This is a genomic window from Pantoea sp. RCC30.1 (genome assembly GCF_058148845.1).
The window spans coordinates 74,688-90,322 of sequence record NZ_JBXUHX010000011.1 but is presented as its reverse complement, the minus strand read 5'-3'; the positions used below and the strand labels follow the sequence as shown (position 1 = coordinate 90,322).

16 protein-coding genes are annotated in these 15,635 nt (G+C 42.4%); 2 read left to right on the top strand and 14 right to left on the bottom strand.

Annotated features, from left to right (window positions below):
• Nucleotides 1-10 precede the first annotated feature (10 nt).
• Together AC2LB6_RS11830 and AC2LB6_RS11825 are read left to right on the top strand one after the other, a co-directional pair.
• Nucleotides 11-802, top strand: coding sequence for an ABC transporter substrate-binding protein (locus tag AC2LB6_RS11830; protein ID WP_490093647.1), 792 nt, complete (start codon nucleotides 11-13; stop codon nucleotides 800-802).
• 106 nt (nucleotides 803-908) lie between these two features.
• Nucleotides 909-2,207, top strand: a complete 1,299-nt coding sequence (locus AC2LB6_RS11825; RefSeq protein WP_490093646.1) for a succinylglutamate desuccinylase/aspartoacylase family protein — start codon at nucleotides 909-911, stop codon at nucleotides 2,205-2,207.
• Between the two features lie 114 nt (nucleotides 2,208-2,321).
• On the opposite strand, the gene AC2LB6_RS11820 is transcribed toward AC2LB6_RS11825, so the two are convergent.
• The 14 genes from AC2LB6_RS11820 to AC2LB6_RS11755 form a co-directional block, all read right to left on the bottom strand.
• Nucleotides 2,322-2,642 carry a hypothetical protein gene (locus tag AC2LB6_RS11820; RefSeq protein ID WP_490093645.1) on the bottom strand — a complete coding sequence of 107 codons (321 nt, stop codon included), beginning with the start codon at nucleotides 2,640-2,642 and terminating at the stop codon, nucleotides 2,322-2,324.
• Nucleotides 2,639-3,355, bottom strand: a complete 717-nt coding sequence (locus tag AC2LB6_RS11815) for a sugar phosphate nucleotidyltransferase (protein ID WP_490093644.1) — start codon at nucleotides 3,353-3,355, stop codon at nucleotides 2,639-2,641. The genes AC2LB6_RS11820 and AC2LB6_RS11815 overlap by 4 nt, the downstream gene beginning before the upstream one ends.
• Nucleotides 3,352-3,981, bottom strand: a complete 630-nt coding sequence (locus tag AC2LB6_RS11810) for an HAD family hydrolase (RefSeq protein WP_490093643.1) — start codon at nucleotides 3,979-3,981, stop codon at nucleotides 3,352-3,354. The genes AC2LB6_RS11815 and AC2LB6_RS11810 overlap by 4 nt, the downstream gene beginning before the upstream one ends.
• Entirely contained in the window at nucleotides 3,978-4,613 is a 636-nt protein-coding gene (locus tag AC2LB6_RS11805; protein ID WP_490093642.1) for a PI-PLC domain-containing protein, read from the bottom strand. The genes AC2LB6_RS11810 and AC2LB6_RS11805 overlap by 4 nt, the downstream gene beginning before the upstream one ends.
• A 1-nt stretch (nucleotide 4,614) precedes the next feature.
• Nucleotides 4,615-5,370, bottom strand: coding sequence for a glycosyltransferase family 2 protein (locus AC2LB6_RS11800; RefSeq protein WP_490093641.1), 756 nt, complete (start codon nucleotides 5,368-5,370; stop codon nucleotides 4,615-4,617).
• Nucleotides 5,371-5,377: 7 nt separating this feature from the next.
• On the bottom strand, nucleotides 5,378-6,292 hold the full coding sequence (locus tag AC2LB6_RS11795) for an FkbM family methyltransferase (RefSeq protein WP_490093640.1): 915 nt from the start codon (nucleotides 6,290-6,292) through the stop codon (nucleotides 5,378-5,380).
• Nucleotides 6,293-6,296: 4 nt separating this feature from the next.
• Nucleotides 6,297-7,490, bottom strand: a complete 1,194-nt coding sequence (locus tag AC2LB6_RS11790; protein ID WP_490093639.1) for a hypothetical protein — start codon at nucleotides 7,488-7,490, stop codon at nucleotides 6,297-6,299.
• Complete coding sequence (locus tag AC2LB6_RS11785) at nucleotides 7,487-8,854, bottom strand: glycosyltransferase (protein ID WP_490093638.1); 1,368 nt, start codon at nucleotides 8,852-8,854, stop codon at nucleotides 7,487-7,489. Before AC2LB6_RS11785 ends, AC2LB6_RS11790 begins: the two co-directional genes overlap by 4 nt.
• A gap of 9 nt (nucleotides 8,855-8,863) precedes the next feature.
• Nucleotides 8,864-10,069 carry an ABC transporter ATP-binding protein gene (locus AC2LB6_RS11780; protein ID WP_490093637.1) on the bottom strand — a complete coding sequence of 402 codons (1,206 nt, stop codon included), beginning with the start codon at nucleotides 10,067-10,069 and terminating at the stop codon, nucleotides 8,864-8,866.
• Complete coding sequence (locus AC2LB6_RS11775; protein ID WP_490093636.1) at nucleotides 10,069-10,863, bottom strand: ABC transporter permease; 795 nt, start codon at nucleotides 10,861-10,863, stop codon at nucleotides 10,069-10,071. Before AC2LB6_RS11775 ends, AC2LB6_RS11780 begins: the two co-directional genes overlap by 1 nt.
• A gap of 73 nt (nucleotides 10,864-10,936) precedes the next feature.
• Nucleotides 10,937-12,346 (bottom strand): NADP-dependent phosphogluconate dehydrogenase, encoded by a 1,410-nt coding sequence (gene gndA, locus AC2LB6_RS11770; protein WP_039659816.1) that lies wholly within the window; start codon nucleotides 12,344-12,346, stop codon nucleotides 10,937-10,939.
• A 135-nt stretch (nucleotides 12,347-12,481) separates the two neighbouring features.
• Complete coding sequence (locus tag AC2LB6_RS11765) at nucleotides 12,482-13,597, bottom strand: glycosyltransferase family 4 protein (RefSeq protein ID WP_490093635.1); 1,116 nt, start codon at nucleotides 13,595-13,597, stop codon at nucleotides 12,482-12,484.
• Complete coding sequence (locus tag AC2LB6_RS11760) at nucleotides 13,594-14,757, bottom strand: glycosyltransferase family 4 protein (protein ID WP_490093634.1); 1,164 nt, start codon at nucleotides 14,755-14,757, stop codon at nucleotides 13,594-13,596. The genes AC2LB6_RS11765 and AC2LB6_RS11760 overlap by 4 nt, the downstream gene beginning before the upstream one ends.
• Complete coding sequence (locus AC2LB6_RS11755; RefSeq protein WP_490093633.1) at nucleotides 14,733-15,635, bottom strand: GDP-mannose 4,6-dehydratase; 903 nt, start codon at nucleotides 15,633-15,635, stop codon at nucleotides 14,733-14,735. The genes AC2LB6_RS11760 and AC2LB6_RS11755 overlap by 25 nt, the downstream gene beginning before the upstream one ends.

Below are 15,635 nucleotides of genomic sequence, written 5' to 3'. Positions count from 1 at the left end.
GAGCAAAATCATGAACATTTTCACTCAACGCCTGCGTCAGACGCTGGCTGTGGCGGTTATGGCAGGCTGCGCTTTTAGCGCTCAGGCGAAAATCGAGCAGGTGCGTTTCGCAGTCGATCCGACCTATCCGCCGTTTGAATCGAAAACGCCACAGGGCAAGCTGGTTGGCTTTGATATTGATCTGGGCAATGCGCTCTGCACGCAGATGCAGGCGAAATGTGTCTGGGTCGAAAGCCAGTTTGACGGCATGATCCCGGCGCTGAAGGCGCGTAAATTCGATGCCATTCTCTCTGACATGGGGATTACCGAAGAGCGCCTGAAACAGATCGATTTCACCCGGCCGCTCTATGACACCCATACCCAGCTCATCGCCCGTAAAGGCGCGGGCATCTTGCCGACGGTTGAATCCCTGAAAGGAAAAACGGTCGGCGTGGAACAGGGAACGGTACAGGAGCGCTATGCACTGGCGAAATGGCAGCCCCATGGTGTGACCGTGGTGCCTTATGGCGATCAGGCACAGGTTGAAAGCGATCTGGTTTCAGGCCGACTGGATGCGGTCTTCACCGATGCGGCACAGGCGGCCATTGGCTTCCTGAAGCATCCGCAGGGTAAAGATTTTGAACTGGCTGGCCCGATTATTCAGGATCCGATTATCGGCCCCGGCACGGCAATAGGCCTGCGCAAAGGCGATACCGAACTAAAAACCGCACTGGATAGCGCCTTTGCCGAAATCAAAAAGAACGGCACGTTTGACCAGATTCAGAAGCGCTACTTCGCTACGGATATCTCTATCCAGCAATAATCTCGCGGTCGCCCTTTTTCGTCCTCATCGCGATCCAGAACTATACTTTAACTTTTTCAGGACGGCGCGCTGTCGTCCTTTGCCGATTAAAGGACATTAACACGGTATGCATCAACAACATCATCCACTGTTAAGCGCCTCTTTAGGCACCCAGCGTGAAATCATCAGTTTCCATTTTGCTCCGGACAACGAGCGGCAGGTTTATATCCAGGCTGCGCTGCATGGCGACGAACTGCCCGGTATGGCGGTAGCATGGTTTCTGAAACAAAGACTACAGGCGCTGGAGTCAGCCGGACAACTCAAAGCCGCCTTTACCCTGGTTCCGGTTGCCAATCCTCTGGCGCTTGGACAGCACTGGCACGGCACGCACCTGGGGCGCTTCCATACGCTCTCCGGTCAGGATTTTAACCGTCGTTTCCCGTCACTGGGCAACACGCTGGCGGCCGGGCTGGCTGACAGTCTGACCCAGAGTGAATCGCAGAACCGGAGCCTGATCCGCGAGGCGATCGATCGTCACTATCGCGATACCGTGCCAAAAACGGAGCTTGATGCGCAACGCTACACGCTGATGCGGATGGCCAGTCAGGCAGACCTGATGATTGACCTGCACTGTGACTGGGAAGCCGTGCCGCATCTCTATACCACGCCGCATGCCTGGCCGGACATTGAGCCGCTGGCGCGCTGGTTAGGCAGTGAAGTCCAGCTGCTGGCGCAGATCTCCGGCGGAGAGCCGTTTGATGAAGCCTGCTGTGAACCCTGGCTGACGCTGGCAGAACGGTTCGGTAAAGATTACCCGATGCCGCGCGGATTACTACCGGTGACGCTTGAGCTGCGTGGCATGCGTGATGTTTCGCCTGAACAGGCAGAGAAAGATGCGGATGCGATTATTTCGGCGCTGCAGGAAGGCGGCTATATCGGCTACAGCGAACCTTCAATTTCCGTGGAAGTGGCCGCGCCCGTCATTGGCGGCGATGAGCTGGTCCCGGCGAGCGCGGGCGGTGACGATATCGTGGCAATCAATGACGGTCCGATTGGTTTAAACGTGCCAGACCTCGCTGAAGCACCGGGAGAAACGGGCGTAATTAAAGAGCGTCACAGCGAAGGATCGGCGGCGGCCTCCCCTGCCCTGAAAAATCCACCTACGCCGTTAGCGGGATGTGAATACATTCATTCGCCGGTGTCAGGTCTGATTCTGCATCGTAAAGCGCTGGGCGCACTGATTCGTCCAGGAGAAGTGGTCGCTGAGATTGTCGATCCGCTGACCGACCATATCACCCCCTTGGTGGCAGAGTATGGCGGTATTCTCTATGCGAGACACTGGGTAAGGTTTGCAACGGCAGGCATGCTGGTTGTGAGACTGGCGGGAGAGAAGGAGATTCGGAGCGGGGATTTGCTGGTAGGATAAAATTATTTTGCTAAAGAGCACAAAATAAGGTGATTAGCTGAACGCTTTCGCAAAAAGTAGGAAGTCAGCACCGAACTGAAAACTAAGGTGGTGTAAATCTACACCACCTTTTTTTTACACTACATACTTGTCATTTAAAGCACCAGGCAATTTAACGACAGTCGTAATGACATCAGTTAAAGCCTCAAATGATGTAATTTCACCAGGTGCCAGAACTATAATGTCGCCTGTAGTCCATTTCTTCCCACACATAATAACTTCACCTTCAACGATGCAAGTTATTTCTGTCGCAATTTTGTGATAATGTTCTTTTTCAAAAGAACCTTTTTTATATCTTTTAACCGCTACTTCACAGGTATCACTTGAAAAAGCGGTTGGCTGGAAGCCACCAACAAACCAGCCTGCAGTCATTTTCTCGAGTTCAAAGCTTTTCACAGGTCACCCTTATTAGAATCAAACTGGGTTTGAGTTTTCAGAGGATGATAAAAAATTTTATCAATCTCTTTAACACCTATTGTTTTCCCTAAAAGGATAAGCTCATTAAACGAAGGACAGATGTAAAAATGCTCATTGACTCGTGCATCTTTACGAATCATGTTCATTACTGAATTCGAGAAGTCGCGAGTTTTACTGAACCAGTAAACACCTGCCGTGGCATTTCGGCTGATTGGATTTTTTTCAGAAGCTTCAACAACTGTTTTCTGATCATCAAGTAACACATACGAATACCTTGGATGAACGGAATCAAAAACTACTGTGCCAGCATCATAATTTTTAGACTCCATCTCAGTTGTGAATTCCTGATAGTCGATATCTAAATACTGATTAGCGCTAACAATTAATAATGGCTCTTCCTGGTCCAGTCCGACAACACCCAATAGTGCGGTGCACGCAGCACCTGCAGTATTTTCAGGAACAGGAAAAGATTCAAAATTACCATTACTCAGAAGCTGAACAATATTGTTTAAATGATGCTTTTTAATATGTTTATCCTGAAAAAGGAAAACAGTTTTGCCGGCGTTAAACGCGAGTTTTTCAGAAATCTTCTGCAGCAGTGGAACACCATTAAATTCAGTCAGACAAAGCGGATAACCTTTGTCTGCACTATCTGTATAGCTCTCTCCAGCAGCGAGTACAATTACATTCACTTTAATTCTCCACTAACAGAGTCGATATAAGCTTTAATGTTACGATATGTCACATCGCTGACATCATGTACAACCAGCACATTTGCGCCTGCTGCAGTAGCAGATTTGATACCGTTCTCATTATCTTCGACGACAACACACTCTTCAGGTCTCAAACCTAACAGACCAATGGCCTTCGTGTAAATTTCCGGATCCGGCTTCCCTTTTTGTACATCTTCATTAGAAAGCATTACTTCCAGATACTGACTCAAAGAGGCCTTTTCCATCATCGTTGTAACAGTATTTTTTATGGAGTTTGATGCGACCGCTAAGAGGAGTCCTTCAGACTTTAATCGTGACAAGGCATATTCGTGAATGAAAAGAGGTTTACACTTCGTGTGTACAATTTCCATTGTATAATGCTGCTTCATCTCATTAATGAAAGCATGTAATTCCCGTGGCAGGGAATATTCAGCAGAAAGAATATTCAACTTATCTTTAGTCGGCAGACCATCAAATTTAGTTAAATGGTCATATCTATTGATATTGTAGCCAAAGAGATTCAAGGCCTTATTGAGGGCCTCGTAATGCCATTCTTTGGCTTCAATCAATACACCATCCATGTCGAAAATAACAGCCTTGATCATTTTGACTCCTTTAAAAAAGCAATAGCTTCTTCTGGAAAATCAGTGCAAAGAATTACGTTATCGGAATCTTTCAGTCCAGAAACTGAAAGCATATTCCAGAGGTCTTTATAATCATCTCGTTTATGTAACTCAGGACTGACAATGCAAACTTTCTTACCGTCATTCAGAATATTTTGTATGTATTTTTCATCATACCAGACAGATTTGAAGGCATCTAGCCATACACCGTGACATGTATCATATAAAGAAATGACTGGTTCATATTCACTGGCACGGGAAAAGAATGAAATTTTACCATTTTTGGCGTAGGAAATTTGATCTGGAACTGACATATCGAAAACAAAAGCATTACGAATATTATATTTTTCAATAAGTTGACTGAGCTTATCAACCAAACCATCAGATTTAATATTCAGAGCAAGCGAAAACGTTTTATCACCTATCAGCTTAAAAAAATCTTCAACCGTCATTTCATTACCGGTTGGAATATCATGTGATATTACCAACTGACCATTGAAGTCTCTCACATCGGTTTCGGTACCTAAACCGAGTTCAAAAGAACGATTGAAGGCTTGCAGAGCATTTTTTTCACTGGGAGATTTCCAGTATCCACGATGGCTAATAATCTCCATTTTATATCCCCGCAGTCGCTTTTTTAGACAATTCAAGAGATTTAAAGAGATCTAAATCCGCTGGAATTCCTAAACCATACATACCATCAGCTTCAGAGCCTACATTGAATACACCAATTGTCGCTCCACTTTCAATCAAATAGTTGTAGACTGGGGCGACATAAAACTCGTTATTTACACGCTCATTTTTATTAATCATTTCTTCAGCGGATTTAACGAATTCACTACCTTTTTTGAAATTATAAATACCGACTGTGGCTTCGTCAGAAATAACTTCTTTCTCAACGACTTTATTAACTTTACCATCAGCATCAAATCCAACAAAAGACCATTTTGCATCATCAGCTTTCATTGTCATTATCAAACCATCGTAATTATTCGATGTCATGAAATTTAAATATTCATCAATCGAGCAGTCAACATATTGATCACTATTGGCTATCATCAGCGGATCATCTGAGTTGATATGATCTTTTGCTAACAAAACAGTACAGGCAGCGCCTTCAGTGAGGCCGTCTGTTGTGACAATTTCACAAGTCGGTTCCCAGCTTTTCAAAAGTGCAGAGAGTTGATAGCGTTGCTCGTGTTCTTTTTGAATAATAAATATAAACTTATGCGGTTGTTCAGGCTTAAGGTTATTGATAACAATATTAACCATTGGTACACCATGCACCTTAATTAATGGTTTTGGATCCAGGTAACCAGCTTTAGCAAAACGACTTCCAGCACCAGCCATAGGAATTACAATATTGAGCATATCATTCTCACTTAATTAATTTGATCAACTTTAAGAATCGCACAGCCTTATTACTTTCAATTACATTTAAAGCATGCTTCAATTCTTTATTCTCAGAAAGTACAGCGTCTATTTTTAACTTCAACGACTCAACTTCCTGGGTTTGCGAAGAAATAACTTCATTTAAGTTTAAAATATGTTGTTCAGGATTTTCCAGTTTATGAGATGGAGCATGCCAGAAATGCTTCCCGTCATAGAAATGAAAATCAAGCAGGTTTAGCTTTTCCTCAATTTCTTTGTAATCCAAACCATTTTTTACGAAAAATACATTGAATTCATTTGCTGCTGGATCGTTTGGTTTTACCGCATAAACACTGAAGCCACTCTCTTTCAGGAACGCTAACGCGGACATCAAGTCTTCACTAGTATTGTCATAGAGGGACTTTGAAAGCACAGAGGGCACTTCTAACATACCCGCCTGAATCCTGTTCAAATATGAACCCGATGATTTTAATACGGCGAGATCAAGACCCTGAACATCAATCTTAATAAATGCGACATTATCAAAACTAATTTCATCTAGAATCTTTTCGAGTGGCTTAGCGTGAACGACAACACTCTTAGAATGATGCAAGTCACTACGGTCTTTCCAATACTCATCATGCGTTATATTGTCCTGAGAAAATGGAAGCAAACTGGAAGTGCCATGGTCTCCCAGTTCGGAGACATAAAATTGAAAATCTCCTTCTTCTTCATTTACCGCACAATTGATAACCTGATGATTTTCTAAACCAGTTTTCGTAGCATTTTCATCTAACTGAGTAGCTAAGTTTGGTTCAGCTTCAATAGCATAGACATTATAAGTTGGATTTCTTTTAGCTATTTCTAAAGAGAAACCACCAAAGTTCGCACCAACATCAATGATAATATCATTTTGCTTCATTATACTAACCCTTTAACTTCCGTTTGATTTTTCTTAAAAATGCAACTGGATCTCTATACAATTGCTGCAGATTTCGGTAGATGAAACTCTTATGATTGTATTGATTTATCGTTCCAGACGAGAATTGATCTATATTACGATAGAAATTATTCAGGTCAGGAGTAATAAAGTCTGCGATAATTTCTTTTCTAAGCTGCAAAACTTTTGTTATACATTTGCTGTTAAGACGGGGTATATAATCTTTCGATATGAGTCGCTGAGATAACTCCACGTCTTCAGCCATATTCCATGTACCGAGGTCATTAAACAAGTTATCAAGCAAAATGTGCCTTTTTGCGATAACCAAACCTCCTGGAACATACATATAAGGAGAATACTCACCGTAAGTCAGCAGATAGTTAGCGGTTAACTTTTGATCAGACGCTTGTGACACCCAATCAGGCACCCGCTCACCTGTTTCAGTAAGCACCTGTTTGACAACACAGACGTCAAAATCATGTTTGATTCGGTCAAAGCTCTTAATAAAATTATCATCTAGCTGATATCTGTTATGAGCAATACAGATATTATCGTATTTAGCCTTTTTGATTATTTTATTTTTCTTCCTCGAAATATTGGCATATTTCTCGGTATGCTCATCACTGCTAATTACAGAGTGATCAATCTTAATATCAAATAAAGGTGCAGGCCCGCAAATAATAAGCTCAACTTCTGAACTATATTTTAATTGTTTTTCAACACTTCGAACATAAGATTCAAGATGGTTTTCATTTTTACCATCCCAGACAATGCCGAAACTCCAGGAACGTTCACTGGAATAGGCTCTTCTCAATGCTTTGAACTTAAGTATGTAGATGCCTGCAACATCAGTAGCTTCGAGCGAAAGTAACTCAACAGTACCATCAGAAAGGTGCTGAATTTGCTTATAAAACTTCGGTATCGAGAAAGTACCTGAAAGTGTATTAAACTTTATTACGAACTCAGATTCTCCGTCACTCAGTTTAAATAACTCATCGAGAACAAAAGGCCACTTTGGAAAGTCTGAAATACAAGCTTCTGTGAAATTTATTACTTTGTATTTATGATAATGTTCAGCTGATAAACGCGTATCAGCGGTGTTAATAAAATCGAGACTGACATTAACATAGTTAGCAGGAGAGTCAGGCCCAAGCCATATTGCGTTGTATTTATCAATCACTGTATTTTTTCCTCATCACTGAACACATGTTTAATATCCAATGAGAAATCCTGCCAACTTCTTAACTTATGCTTGTTCTCTTCAATGATATTTAACCTCTGCTGATAATATTCATCATCAATCATAAGCTTCTTAAATTCATTGTAATATTCTTTATAATTTGGATATTCAACGGCTACAGTCATACCATATCCCGCTTCTTTGAGGGATGAGGTGTCAAAGTGCAGGCAAGGTTTACCAAGTGCAAGCGATTCACCCAGTGGTAAGCCCCATCCTTCATAATGTGAAGGGAAGACAGTGAAACGACAATTCTTGTATAACTCTGCGATTTCAGCATCAGATGCGTCATGCATGACGATAACGCTGCCATAGACATGACCAGAATAAGTGAGCTGTTTCGCTAATTCCTCAGTATCCCAAAGCCATTTACCCGCAATAACTAACTTCTGGTTAGCATATTCTGGACTATTAAAAAACTTAATCCAGGTAAGAATAAGATTTACGTGATTTTTACGTGATTCAATGGAACCTACACAAAAAGCATATTGTTCATTCTGTAATTTTCTGACACGTAATGGGTATTCAAAGTCAGGATCTGTTTTTATTGTAGCTGAAGCAGAAGGTAATTTATGAGATAAATGTACGACATCGATGTCCGGAGCAGTAATACCGCGGCCTGAACAGTACGTTACCAGATCCATTTTACAACTATTAGAGTTAACAACAATTTTATCAGCATGCTCGAGAACAAATGGAATGTACTTTTTAAACATCGCTTTAAGTTCGTCAGGAACATAAGGTGACACAATTGGAATCATATCGTAAACCATAAAGACTTTACGTAGGCCGTGCCATTTTGTTTCCATGAGCGTCTGGTATTTGTCCTGGAAGTTCCAGACCCCCCCGAATAAGGCAACAGAAGCACCATCTGTGAAGTTCTCTATTTCAGAGATTGACAACCCATCATATAAGTTAATTTTATTTCTCAAGTATTTAATAACGGCAGCATGGCTGATTTTTTTGACACTAGGTATTTTTGAGAAAATAAAATAGGAATCGCTGACTGCTTTCTTTTTTCTGCCAAGCGTGCGTAATTTTTCAAAATACTTATCGAGATTACCACTGCTTTTTGAGATATAAATATCAGCGTAGATCCACAGGTTTACAAAAGGAGTGAGATCATTAATTTTTATATTTTCTAACCCACTAACTTTATAGGTTCTTCCTGTAATAGGACTCATGAAAAATATTGTATAGTCACCATCTAAACCACGCAGCCCTTCAAGAACAACGCGCTGAATACCACTGACTTTAGTGGAAAATTTAGAGTGATTGATAATGTCAGTAATATCATAATAAATCATAATCCATCCTTAATTTACAGAAATCGTTGGTTCAATATTAAAAATCCCAGCCCATTTATTAATATCTGGGTTATCTATTACCTGAAATGAGATTATCCTTTCGGTTAATGATATTACTGTATCAAACAGTCCATCTCCATGCCCGCCTGATTCAATTCCCATTGCTAGAGTATATTCACCAGGTGTGAGATTGTTTTTAAATGAGAATCTTATGCGATCAAATTTCTTATTTTCAAGATCAGTTTTCTGGCAGAATGTATTTGTTTCATAGAGTACCTGTCCTAACCTGTCCTGCATGCGGAAACCAACATGAGGGTCAGAATATTCACTCAGCCCTGAACAGGAAATTTCAAATGAGTAATTTTTGCCAACTTCCATGCAATTTACTGGCTCATTTAAATCATTCAGTATGATAACATCTTTTACGAACTTGTTGATTTTAACGAATCGTTGCTGTACATGGCTTTCTTCTTTTACCACTGCTTTACTGTTGTTCAAATAACCATAATATCTTTCGACAACTTCAACTGTTTTACCAATGTACTGGCAGCGGCCAGAAGCTAGCAGTACAGCCTTATCACAGATTTTATGCAGTGCAGAAAAGTCATGTGTAACAAAGAGAATACTTGTACCCTGATTTTTGAATTTTTCTATTCTTTCGATACATTTTTGCTGGAAATAAATATCGCCAACAGACAAAGCTTCATCAATGATTAGCAGGTCAGGCCTGATAATTGTCGCCACGCTGAATGCCAGTCTGACCTGCATCCCGCTAGAATAAACCCTGACTGGTTGATCAATATAAGGACCTATCTCAGCAAACTCTTCAATTTCGGGCATTAACCTTGATATTTCTTCAACAGTTATACCTAACAGTTGACCAGCCATATATGCATTTTGTCTGCCTGTAAATTCCGGATGAAAACCCATCCCCAGTTCGAGCATTGCGGCTACACGACCATTTACTTTCACTGAGCCAGTAGTAGGTTTTGTTGTGCCGGTAATCATTTTTAACAAGGTACTTTTACCAGCACCATTTACACCGATTATGCCCAGAGACTCTCCAGGTTCAACCGTAAAATTAATATCCTGAATAATCCATTTTACACTGTGTTTTGGACCAGAGAAGGGGATCATCCATTCAATTAATCTGCCAAGTTTACTGTTATAGCGTTTATAAGCCTTGCTTAAATTTTCAATAACTAATCGAGACATTATAATTCATCCACCATGTCGCCCGAATGTTTAACAAAAAGTCGCATGCCAAGCATACAAAGCACTAAACCGAGAGCTAAAGGGTAAATTAAATCAGGCCAATGCGGCCATTGATGCTGGACTAATACTCTCTGAAAAGAAGTAATGATTCCCAGCATTGGATTGAATCTGATAATATTTTGAAATTGTACTGGCAGAATTGCTGGAGAGTAAACAATCGGCGTTAGCCAAAACCAGAACTGCAAGATGATTGAAAATAACATCCCGACATCGCGGAAAAAAACATTCATAACACCTAATGTAATCCCCAGACCGATAGCAAAGATCACAAGGACTAAAGTTAATGGTATTATTGATACAAAAACCACGCCAGGGAATTCATTCGTCAGTATTAAAAACAGAGTAAACAACGTAAAAACAATAAGAAAATTCAAAAGCCCATTAATTATTACTATAATAGGAAGGCATATTCTGGGAAAACTTATTTTCTTTATCAGGTTTGCTTGCTCAATAAATACATTCTGCCCTCGGGCAATGATTTCTGAGAAAAGCCCCCATGTAAGTATTCCTGCGCATAAATAAATACTGTAGGCAAAAGTATCGGAAACGCCTGGCAATTTGGCTTTCATTACCTGTGAAAATATCACTGTATAGACGGTGATCATTGCAAGTGGGTTTAAAACGTTCCACGCGGCACCAAGAATTGAGTTTTGATATTTTACCTGAAACTCTCTTTTGACATTTCCTAGTATAAAGCCTCTATATCGCCATATAGTCCGAGCCATACCAACCATCAATCTAATCCTCAATAAACGAAAGCACACCCTAAGATGTGCTTTTTTGTATATCAAAATATAATGTCAGAAATTAATCTAACCACTCGGTGTGGAACACACCGTCTTTATCAATGCGTTTGTAGGTATGCGCACCGAAGTAGTCGCGCTGCGCCTGAATCAGGTTCGCAGGCAGCACTTCTGAACGGTAGCTGTCGTAGTAAGCGATTGCCGCTGAGAAGGTTGGCGTCGGGATACCGTTCTGAATCGCGTAAGAAACCACATCACGCAGCGCCTGCTGATACTGATCGGCGATATCTTTGAAGTACGGTGCCAGCAGCAGGTTAGCGATGCCTGCATCTGCTTCATAAGCATCCGTAATCTTCTGCAGGAACTGGGCACGAATGATGCAGCCAGCGCGGAAGATCTTAGCAATTTCACCGTAGTGCAGATCCCAGTTGTTCTCTTCTGACGCGGCACGCAGCTGTGAGAAGCCCTGCGCATAAGAGACGATTTTACCCAGGTACAGTGCACGGCGAACTTTCTCGATGAACTCCGCTTTATCTCCAGTGAAGGCTTTAGCCTGTGGACCGCTCAGTACTTTAGAGGCCGCAACACGCTGAGTTTTCAGTGAGGAGAGGTAACGGGCAAACACAGACTCGGTGATCAGTGACAGAGGTTCGCCAAGATCCAGAGAGCTCTGGCTGGTCCATTTACCGGTGCCTTTGTTAGCGGCTTCATCCAGAATCACATCAACCAGGTATTTACCTTCTTCGTCTTTCTTGGTGAAGATATCTTTGGTGATGTCGATCAGGTAGCTGCTCAGCTCGCCGTTGTTCCACTCAGTGAAGGTTTCAGCCAGCTCTTCGTTGTTCAGACCCAGTGCGCCTTTCAGCAGAGCATAAGCTTCTGCGATCAGCTGCATGTCGCCGTACTCGATGCCATTGTGAACCATCTTCACATAGTGACCTGCGCCGTCCGGACCGATGTAAGCCACACAGGCTTCACCATCTTCCGCACGTGCCGCAATCTTATCCAGAATCGGTGCAACCAGCTCGTAAGCTTCTTTCTGGCCGCCAGGCATAATTGATGGGCCTTTCAGTGCGCCCTCTTCACCACCGGAAACGCCGGTACCGATAAAGTTGAAGCCCTGGTCAGACAGCTCTTTGTTACGACGGATGGTGTCTTTGTAGAAGGTGTTACCGCCATCGATCAGGATGTCGCCTTTATCCAGGTGTGGAGTCAGGGAGGCGATAGTCTTATCGGTCGCTTCACCCGCCTGAACCATCAGCAGGATACGGCGAGGTTTTTCCAGCGATTCGACAAACTCTTCAACGGTATAAAAAGGAGCAAGTTTCTTGCCCTGGTTCTCGGCGATGACTTCATCAGTCTTTTCGCGTGAACGGTTAAAGATAGAAACAGTGTAACCGCGGCTCTCAATGTTAAGAGCCAAGTTGCGGCCCATCACTGCCATACCTACAACGCCGATCTGTTGCTTGGACATTACATACTCCTGTCTGTGGTCTCGCATGGTGTTACCCGTAACACCACTTTGTAAGTGATCAGTATGTTAACTCAGGATAGCGGATTAAAGGTAATGAATGGTGCGGTCGCGCGGATGAAATTTTCTAAAAAAAATTCACACACTTAACAAGGATTTATAAAGCTTTGTATAGCTTTGAATCATTTTATCTGCCGTGAAAAGCGATTCAAAGCGCGCCAGCGCAGCGGCACCATAGGTCATTGCCAGTTCGGGGTTCTGCCATATTTCATCCATCGCCTTTCTTAATGCAGCAGGATCGGATGGAGGGACAACTAATCCGGTGACTCGATCAATATTGATAAAGGTCGTTCCGGTTCCGATTTCGCTGGAGATCAGCGGTTTCGAATAGAGTGCGCCCTCGAGTAAAGAGATGCCGAAAGCTTCGGAACGTAAATGAGACGGGAAAACCAGACAGGTACATAACTGCAGCAAGGCAGATTTTTCACTGTCCTCCAGCGCACCCAGGAAATGAATATTGTTCACGCCTAACTGCTGCGCCTGTGCTTTCAGCTCAGCCTCAATCGGACCTGCTCCAACCACGACGATTGGGTAACGGCTGTTTTTTGCCGCCTCAATTAAAATATGGAGGCCTTTGTAATAACGAAACGTTCCAATAAACAGGAAGAAGCCATCCGGAAATCTTGCCTGCCACTTTTGCAGAACGGCAGGCTCATTATTTTGATAAAACTGTTTATCAAGACCGTAAGGAATAACTTCAACTTTGTCTTTGAACTGCTGCAGTACCGGGCTGCTTTCAACATAGTTTGGCGACGCGGCAACAATGCGATCTACACTTGAAAGAAAGCGATTCATTAACGGCGTATAGAGCTTTAACAGTACCTTTTGCTTAACAATATCAGAATGGTAACTCACTACTGATGGCTTTTTGATGCCAGCGGCAAAATGCATAAAGTCCATAAATGGATAAGGAAAGTGATAATGAATGATATCTGCCTTCTGAGCCAACTCTCTAAATTCTTTTATCGCTGAATAGGAAAATGGTGTTGAGGCAAACTCACACTGCGTTTTAACCCGATAAATATGATGGTTGCCCAGTGATTTTTTTTTGTTTTCGAAATCCGGACTATGGGTAAAAACAACAGATTCTATATTTTCCTTAATCCCACCTTCGGAAAGCTGATAAATAACCTGTTCGATGCCGCCAAAAGTATCAGGGTAATAGGTTTTATAACAGTGTAACACTTTAATCATATATACTTTGCGACCTGCTCATAAGCTTCAACAGTTTTATCGGCACACAGTGACCATGAAAATTCACGGGCACGCATTAATCCAGCTTCAATCATACGGCGCTTTTCATCAGCGTTTTCAATCATCATCTGGATGTATGTCGTTAAAGCATGGATATCCTCTGGTTCATGCATTAGCGCAGCATCACCAGCGACTTCGGGAAGTGAAGTTGCATTTGAGCAAATCACAGGCGTTCCTGATGCCATTGCTTCAAGTACCGGCAAGCCGAAACCTTCATAGATTGAAGGGAATACAAAGCTTGTCGCAGCACTGAATAAAAACGGCAGATCTTTACCGGGTACAAAACCTAAATATTTTAGCCACCCTTCTCTCTCGCCCTTATCAAAGAGTTTAAATAGCGCCTCATTTTCCCAACCCTTATAACCACTAATGACTAACGGGAAGGCAGACTTTTCGAGTGCGGGCAGACGATCATACGCCTGAAGCAGTGTGAGTATATTCTTCCTTGGTTCAATCGTACCGGTATAAAGAAAGAAACGTCGCCACTTCAGATTATACTTTTCAAGCACCTGTTGTGTCTCTGCCTCATCACGAGGATGAAAATGTTCATTGCAGGCAAGAGGGGCTACGGTAATTTTATTATCTTCGATACCAAAGAAATCTATTAATTCATTCTTTGTGTAATAAGAGTCAGTGATCAACATCGATGCGCGCGAAACGGTATTTCTTAACTCTTTTTGCATCAGGTGAACACGGCCAGCCGGATGAAACTGAGGCCAATGAAATACCGACAGGTCATGAAATGTAGCAACACAGTGTTTCACGCGAGGAGGTAGATAATAGTTTGGGCTATGAAATATATGATTCTTAAAATTCCTCAGCGCCATCATTTTCATTACCGGAAAAGTCAGTCGGTAGATTTCACTTACGGTTTTACTTTTTTGTAATTTGCGTTTAAAAGATTGAACCGATTGAGCCGACTCACTCGCGACTGCCAGTGAGTCGCGAGTCTTAGTGCCATGAAGAAACGTCAGCGCGACGTTTTCTCTTTCCTGAAGCTGTTTAGCAAGCTCAAACGCATAACGGCCAATACCAGTTAAAGGATATTTAATACAGTCCGTAGAGTAAACGACGCTTATTGCTTTGCTTCCAGCATCCATTTCAGGGTATCTCTAAGAGGAATTTTAGACGAAGTCTTACCGACTAAGCTACTGAGCAAAGTGATATCGCCACAAAGTTCTTTAATTTCATTAGGCCGTACAAAATCAGGATTAACTTCAATCTTAATATCATGGCCTGTCAGGGATTGGCAGAGATCAACGACTTCCCTTAATGAGTGCATTTTACCTGAAGCGACATTGACAGTCTGACCAAATGAGCGGGAATGAAGTAACGCTGAATAGCTTTTAACGACGTCACGCACATCGGAAAAATCACGCCATACATCTATGTTGCCCAACTCAATGACTTCTTTTCTCTCACGAAAATGTTTGACGATTTTCGGGATCAGGAAATTTTCTGCCTGACCAGCGCCAGTGTAATTGAATGGTCGGGTAATAATAATTGGCAATTTTTCATAATACAGGCTGGTCATATACTCCATAGCCAGCTTGCTTACCGCATAATCATTGGCGGGTCTGGCAGGAACTGACTCTGCTAATTTCCCCGGTGTGTTATTACCGTAAACATTCGCACTACTTGCAATCAAAACTGCATCCGGAAGTTTTGCTGATTCGCTAAGCGCCTGTAACAGGTTACGCGTACCGCAAAGGTTCACATTATAGAATGCGTTTGGATCAGCATGCCCAACAAAAGCTATAGCAGCAAGATGAACAACGACGTCTGGCTGAATACTGTCTACAGCATTTTTTACCTGTGCTGAATTCGTCAGATCAACCTGAAAATAACGTGATGAATTCTGGGCGGGAGTTGAACCGAAACCATAAACTTCATATCCGGCAGCGGATAAATCCGCTGCCATATATTGGCCGGTAAAGCCCTTGATCCCAGTGATCAATGCTTTTTTGCCATTAGTCAT

Coding starts and splice junctions, on each gene's coding strand:
- gndA (WP_039659816.1), bottom strand. CDS start 12,346: ATGTCCAAGCAACAGATCGGCGTTGTAGGTATGGCAGTGATGGGCCGC.
- AC2LB6_RS11825 (WP_490093646.1), top strand. CDS start 909: ATGCATCAACAACATCATCCACTGTTAAGCGCCTCTTTAGGCACCCAG.
- AC2LB6_RS11830 (WP_490093647.1), top strand. CDS start 11: ATGAACATTTTCACTCAACGCCTGCGTCAGACGCTGGCTGTGGCGGTT.
- AC2LB6_RS11755 (WP_490093633.1), bottom strand. CDS start 15,635: ATGACTAATGGCAAAAAAGCATTGATCACTGGGATCAAGGGCTTTACC.
- AC2LB6_RS11795 (WP_490093640.1), bottom strand. CDS start 6,292: ATGAAGCAAAATGATATTATCATTGATGTTGGTGCGAACTTTGGTGGT.
- AC2LB6_RS11765 (WP_490093635.1), bottom strand. CDS start 13,597: ATGATTAAAGTGTTACACTGTTATAAAACCTATTACCCTGATACTTTT.
- AC2LB6_RS11785 (WP_490093638.1), bottom strand. CDS start 8,854: ATGATTTATTATGATATTACTGACATTATCAATCACTCTAAATTTTCC.
- AC2LB6_RS11810 (WP_490093643.1), bottom strand. CDS start 3,981: ATGATCAAGGCTGTTATTTTCGACATGGATGGTGTATTGATTGAAGCC.
- AC2LB6_RS11780 (WP_490093637.1), bottom strand. CDS start 10,069: ATGTCTCGATTAGTTATTGAAAATTTAAGCAAGGCTTATAAACGCTAT.
- AC2LB6_RS11775 (WP_490093636.1), bottom strand. CDS start 10,863: ATGGTTGGTATGGCTCGGACTATATGGCGATATAGAGGCTTTATACTA.
- AC2LB6_RS11800 (WP_490093641.1), bottom strand. CDS start 5,370: ATGCTCAATATTGTAATTCCTATGGCTGGTGCTGGAAGTCGTTTTGCT.
- AC2LB6_RS11805 (WP_490093642.1), bottom strand. CDS start 4,613: ATGGAGATTATTAGCCATCGTGGATACTGGAAATCTCCCAGTGAAAAA.
- AC2LB6_RS11760 (WP_490093634.1), bottom strand. CDS start 14,757: ATGGATGCTGGAAGCAAAGCAATAAGCGTCGTTTACTCTACGGACTGT.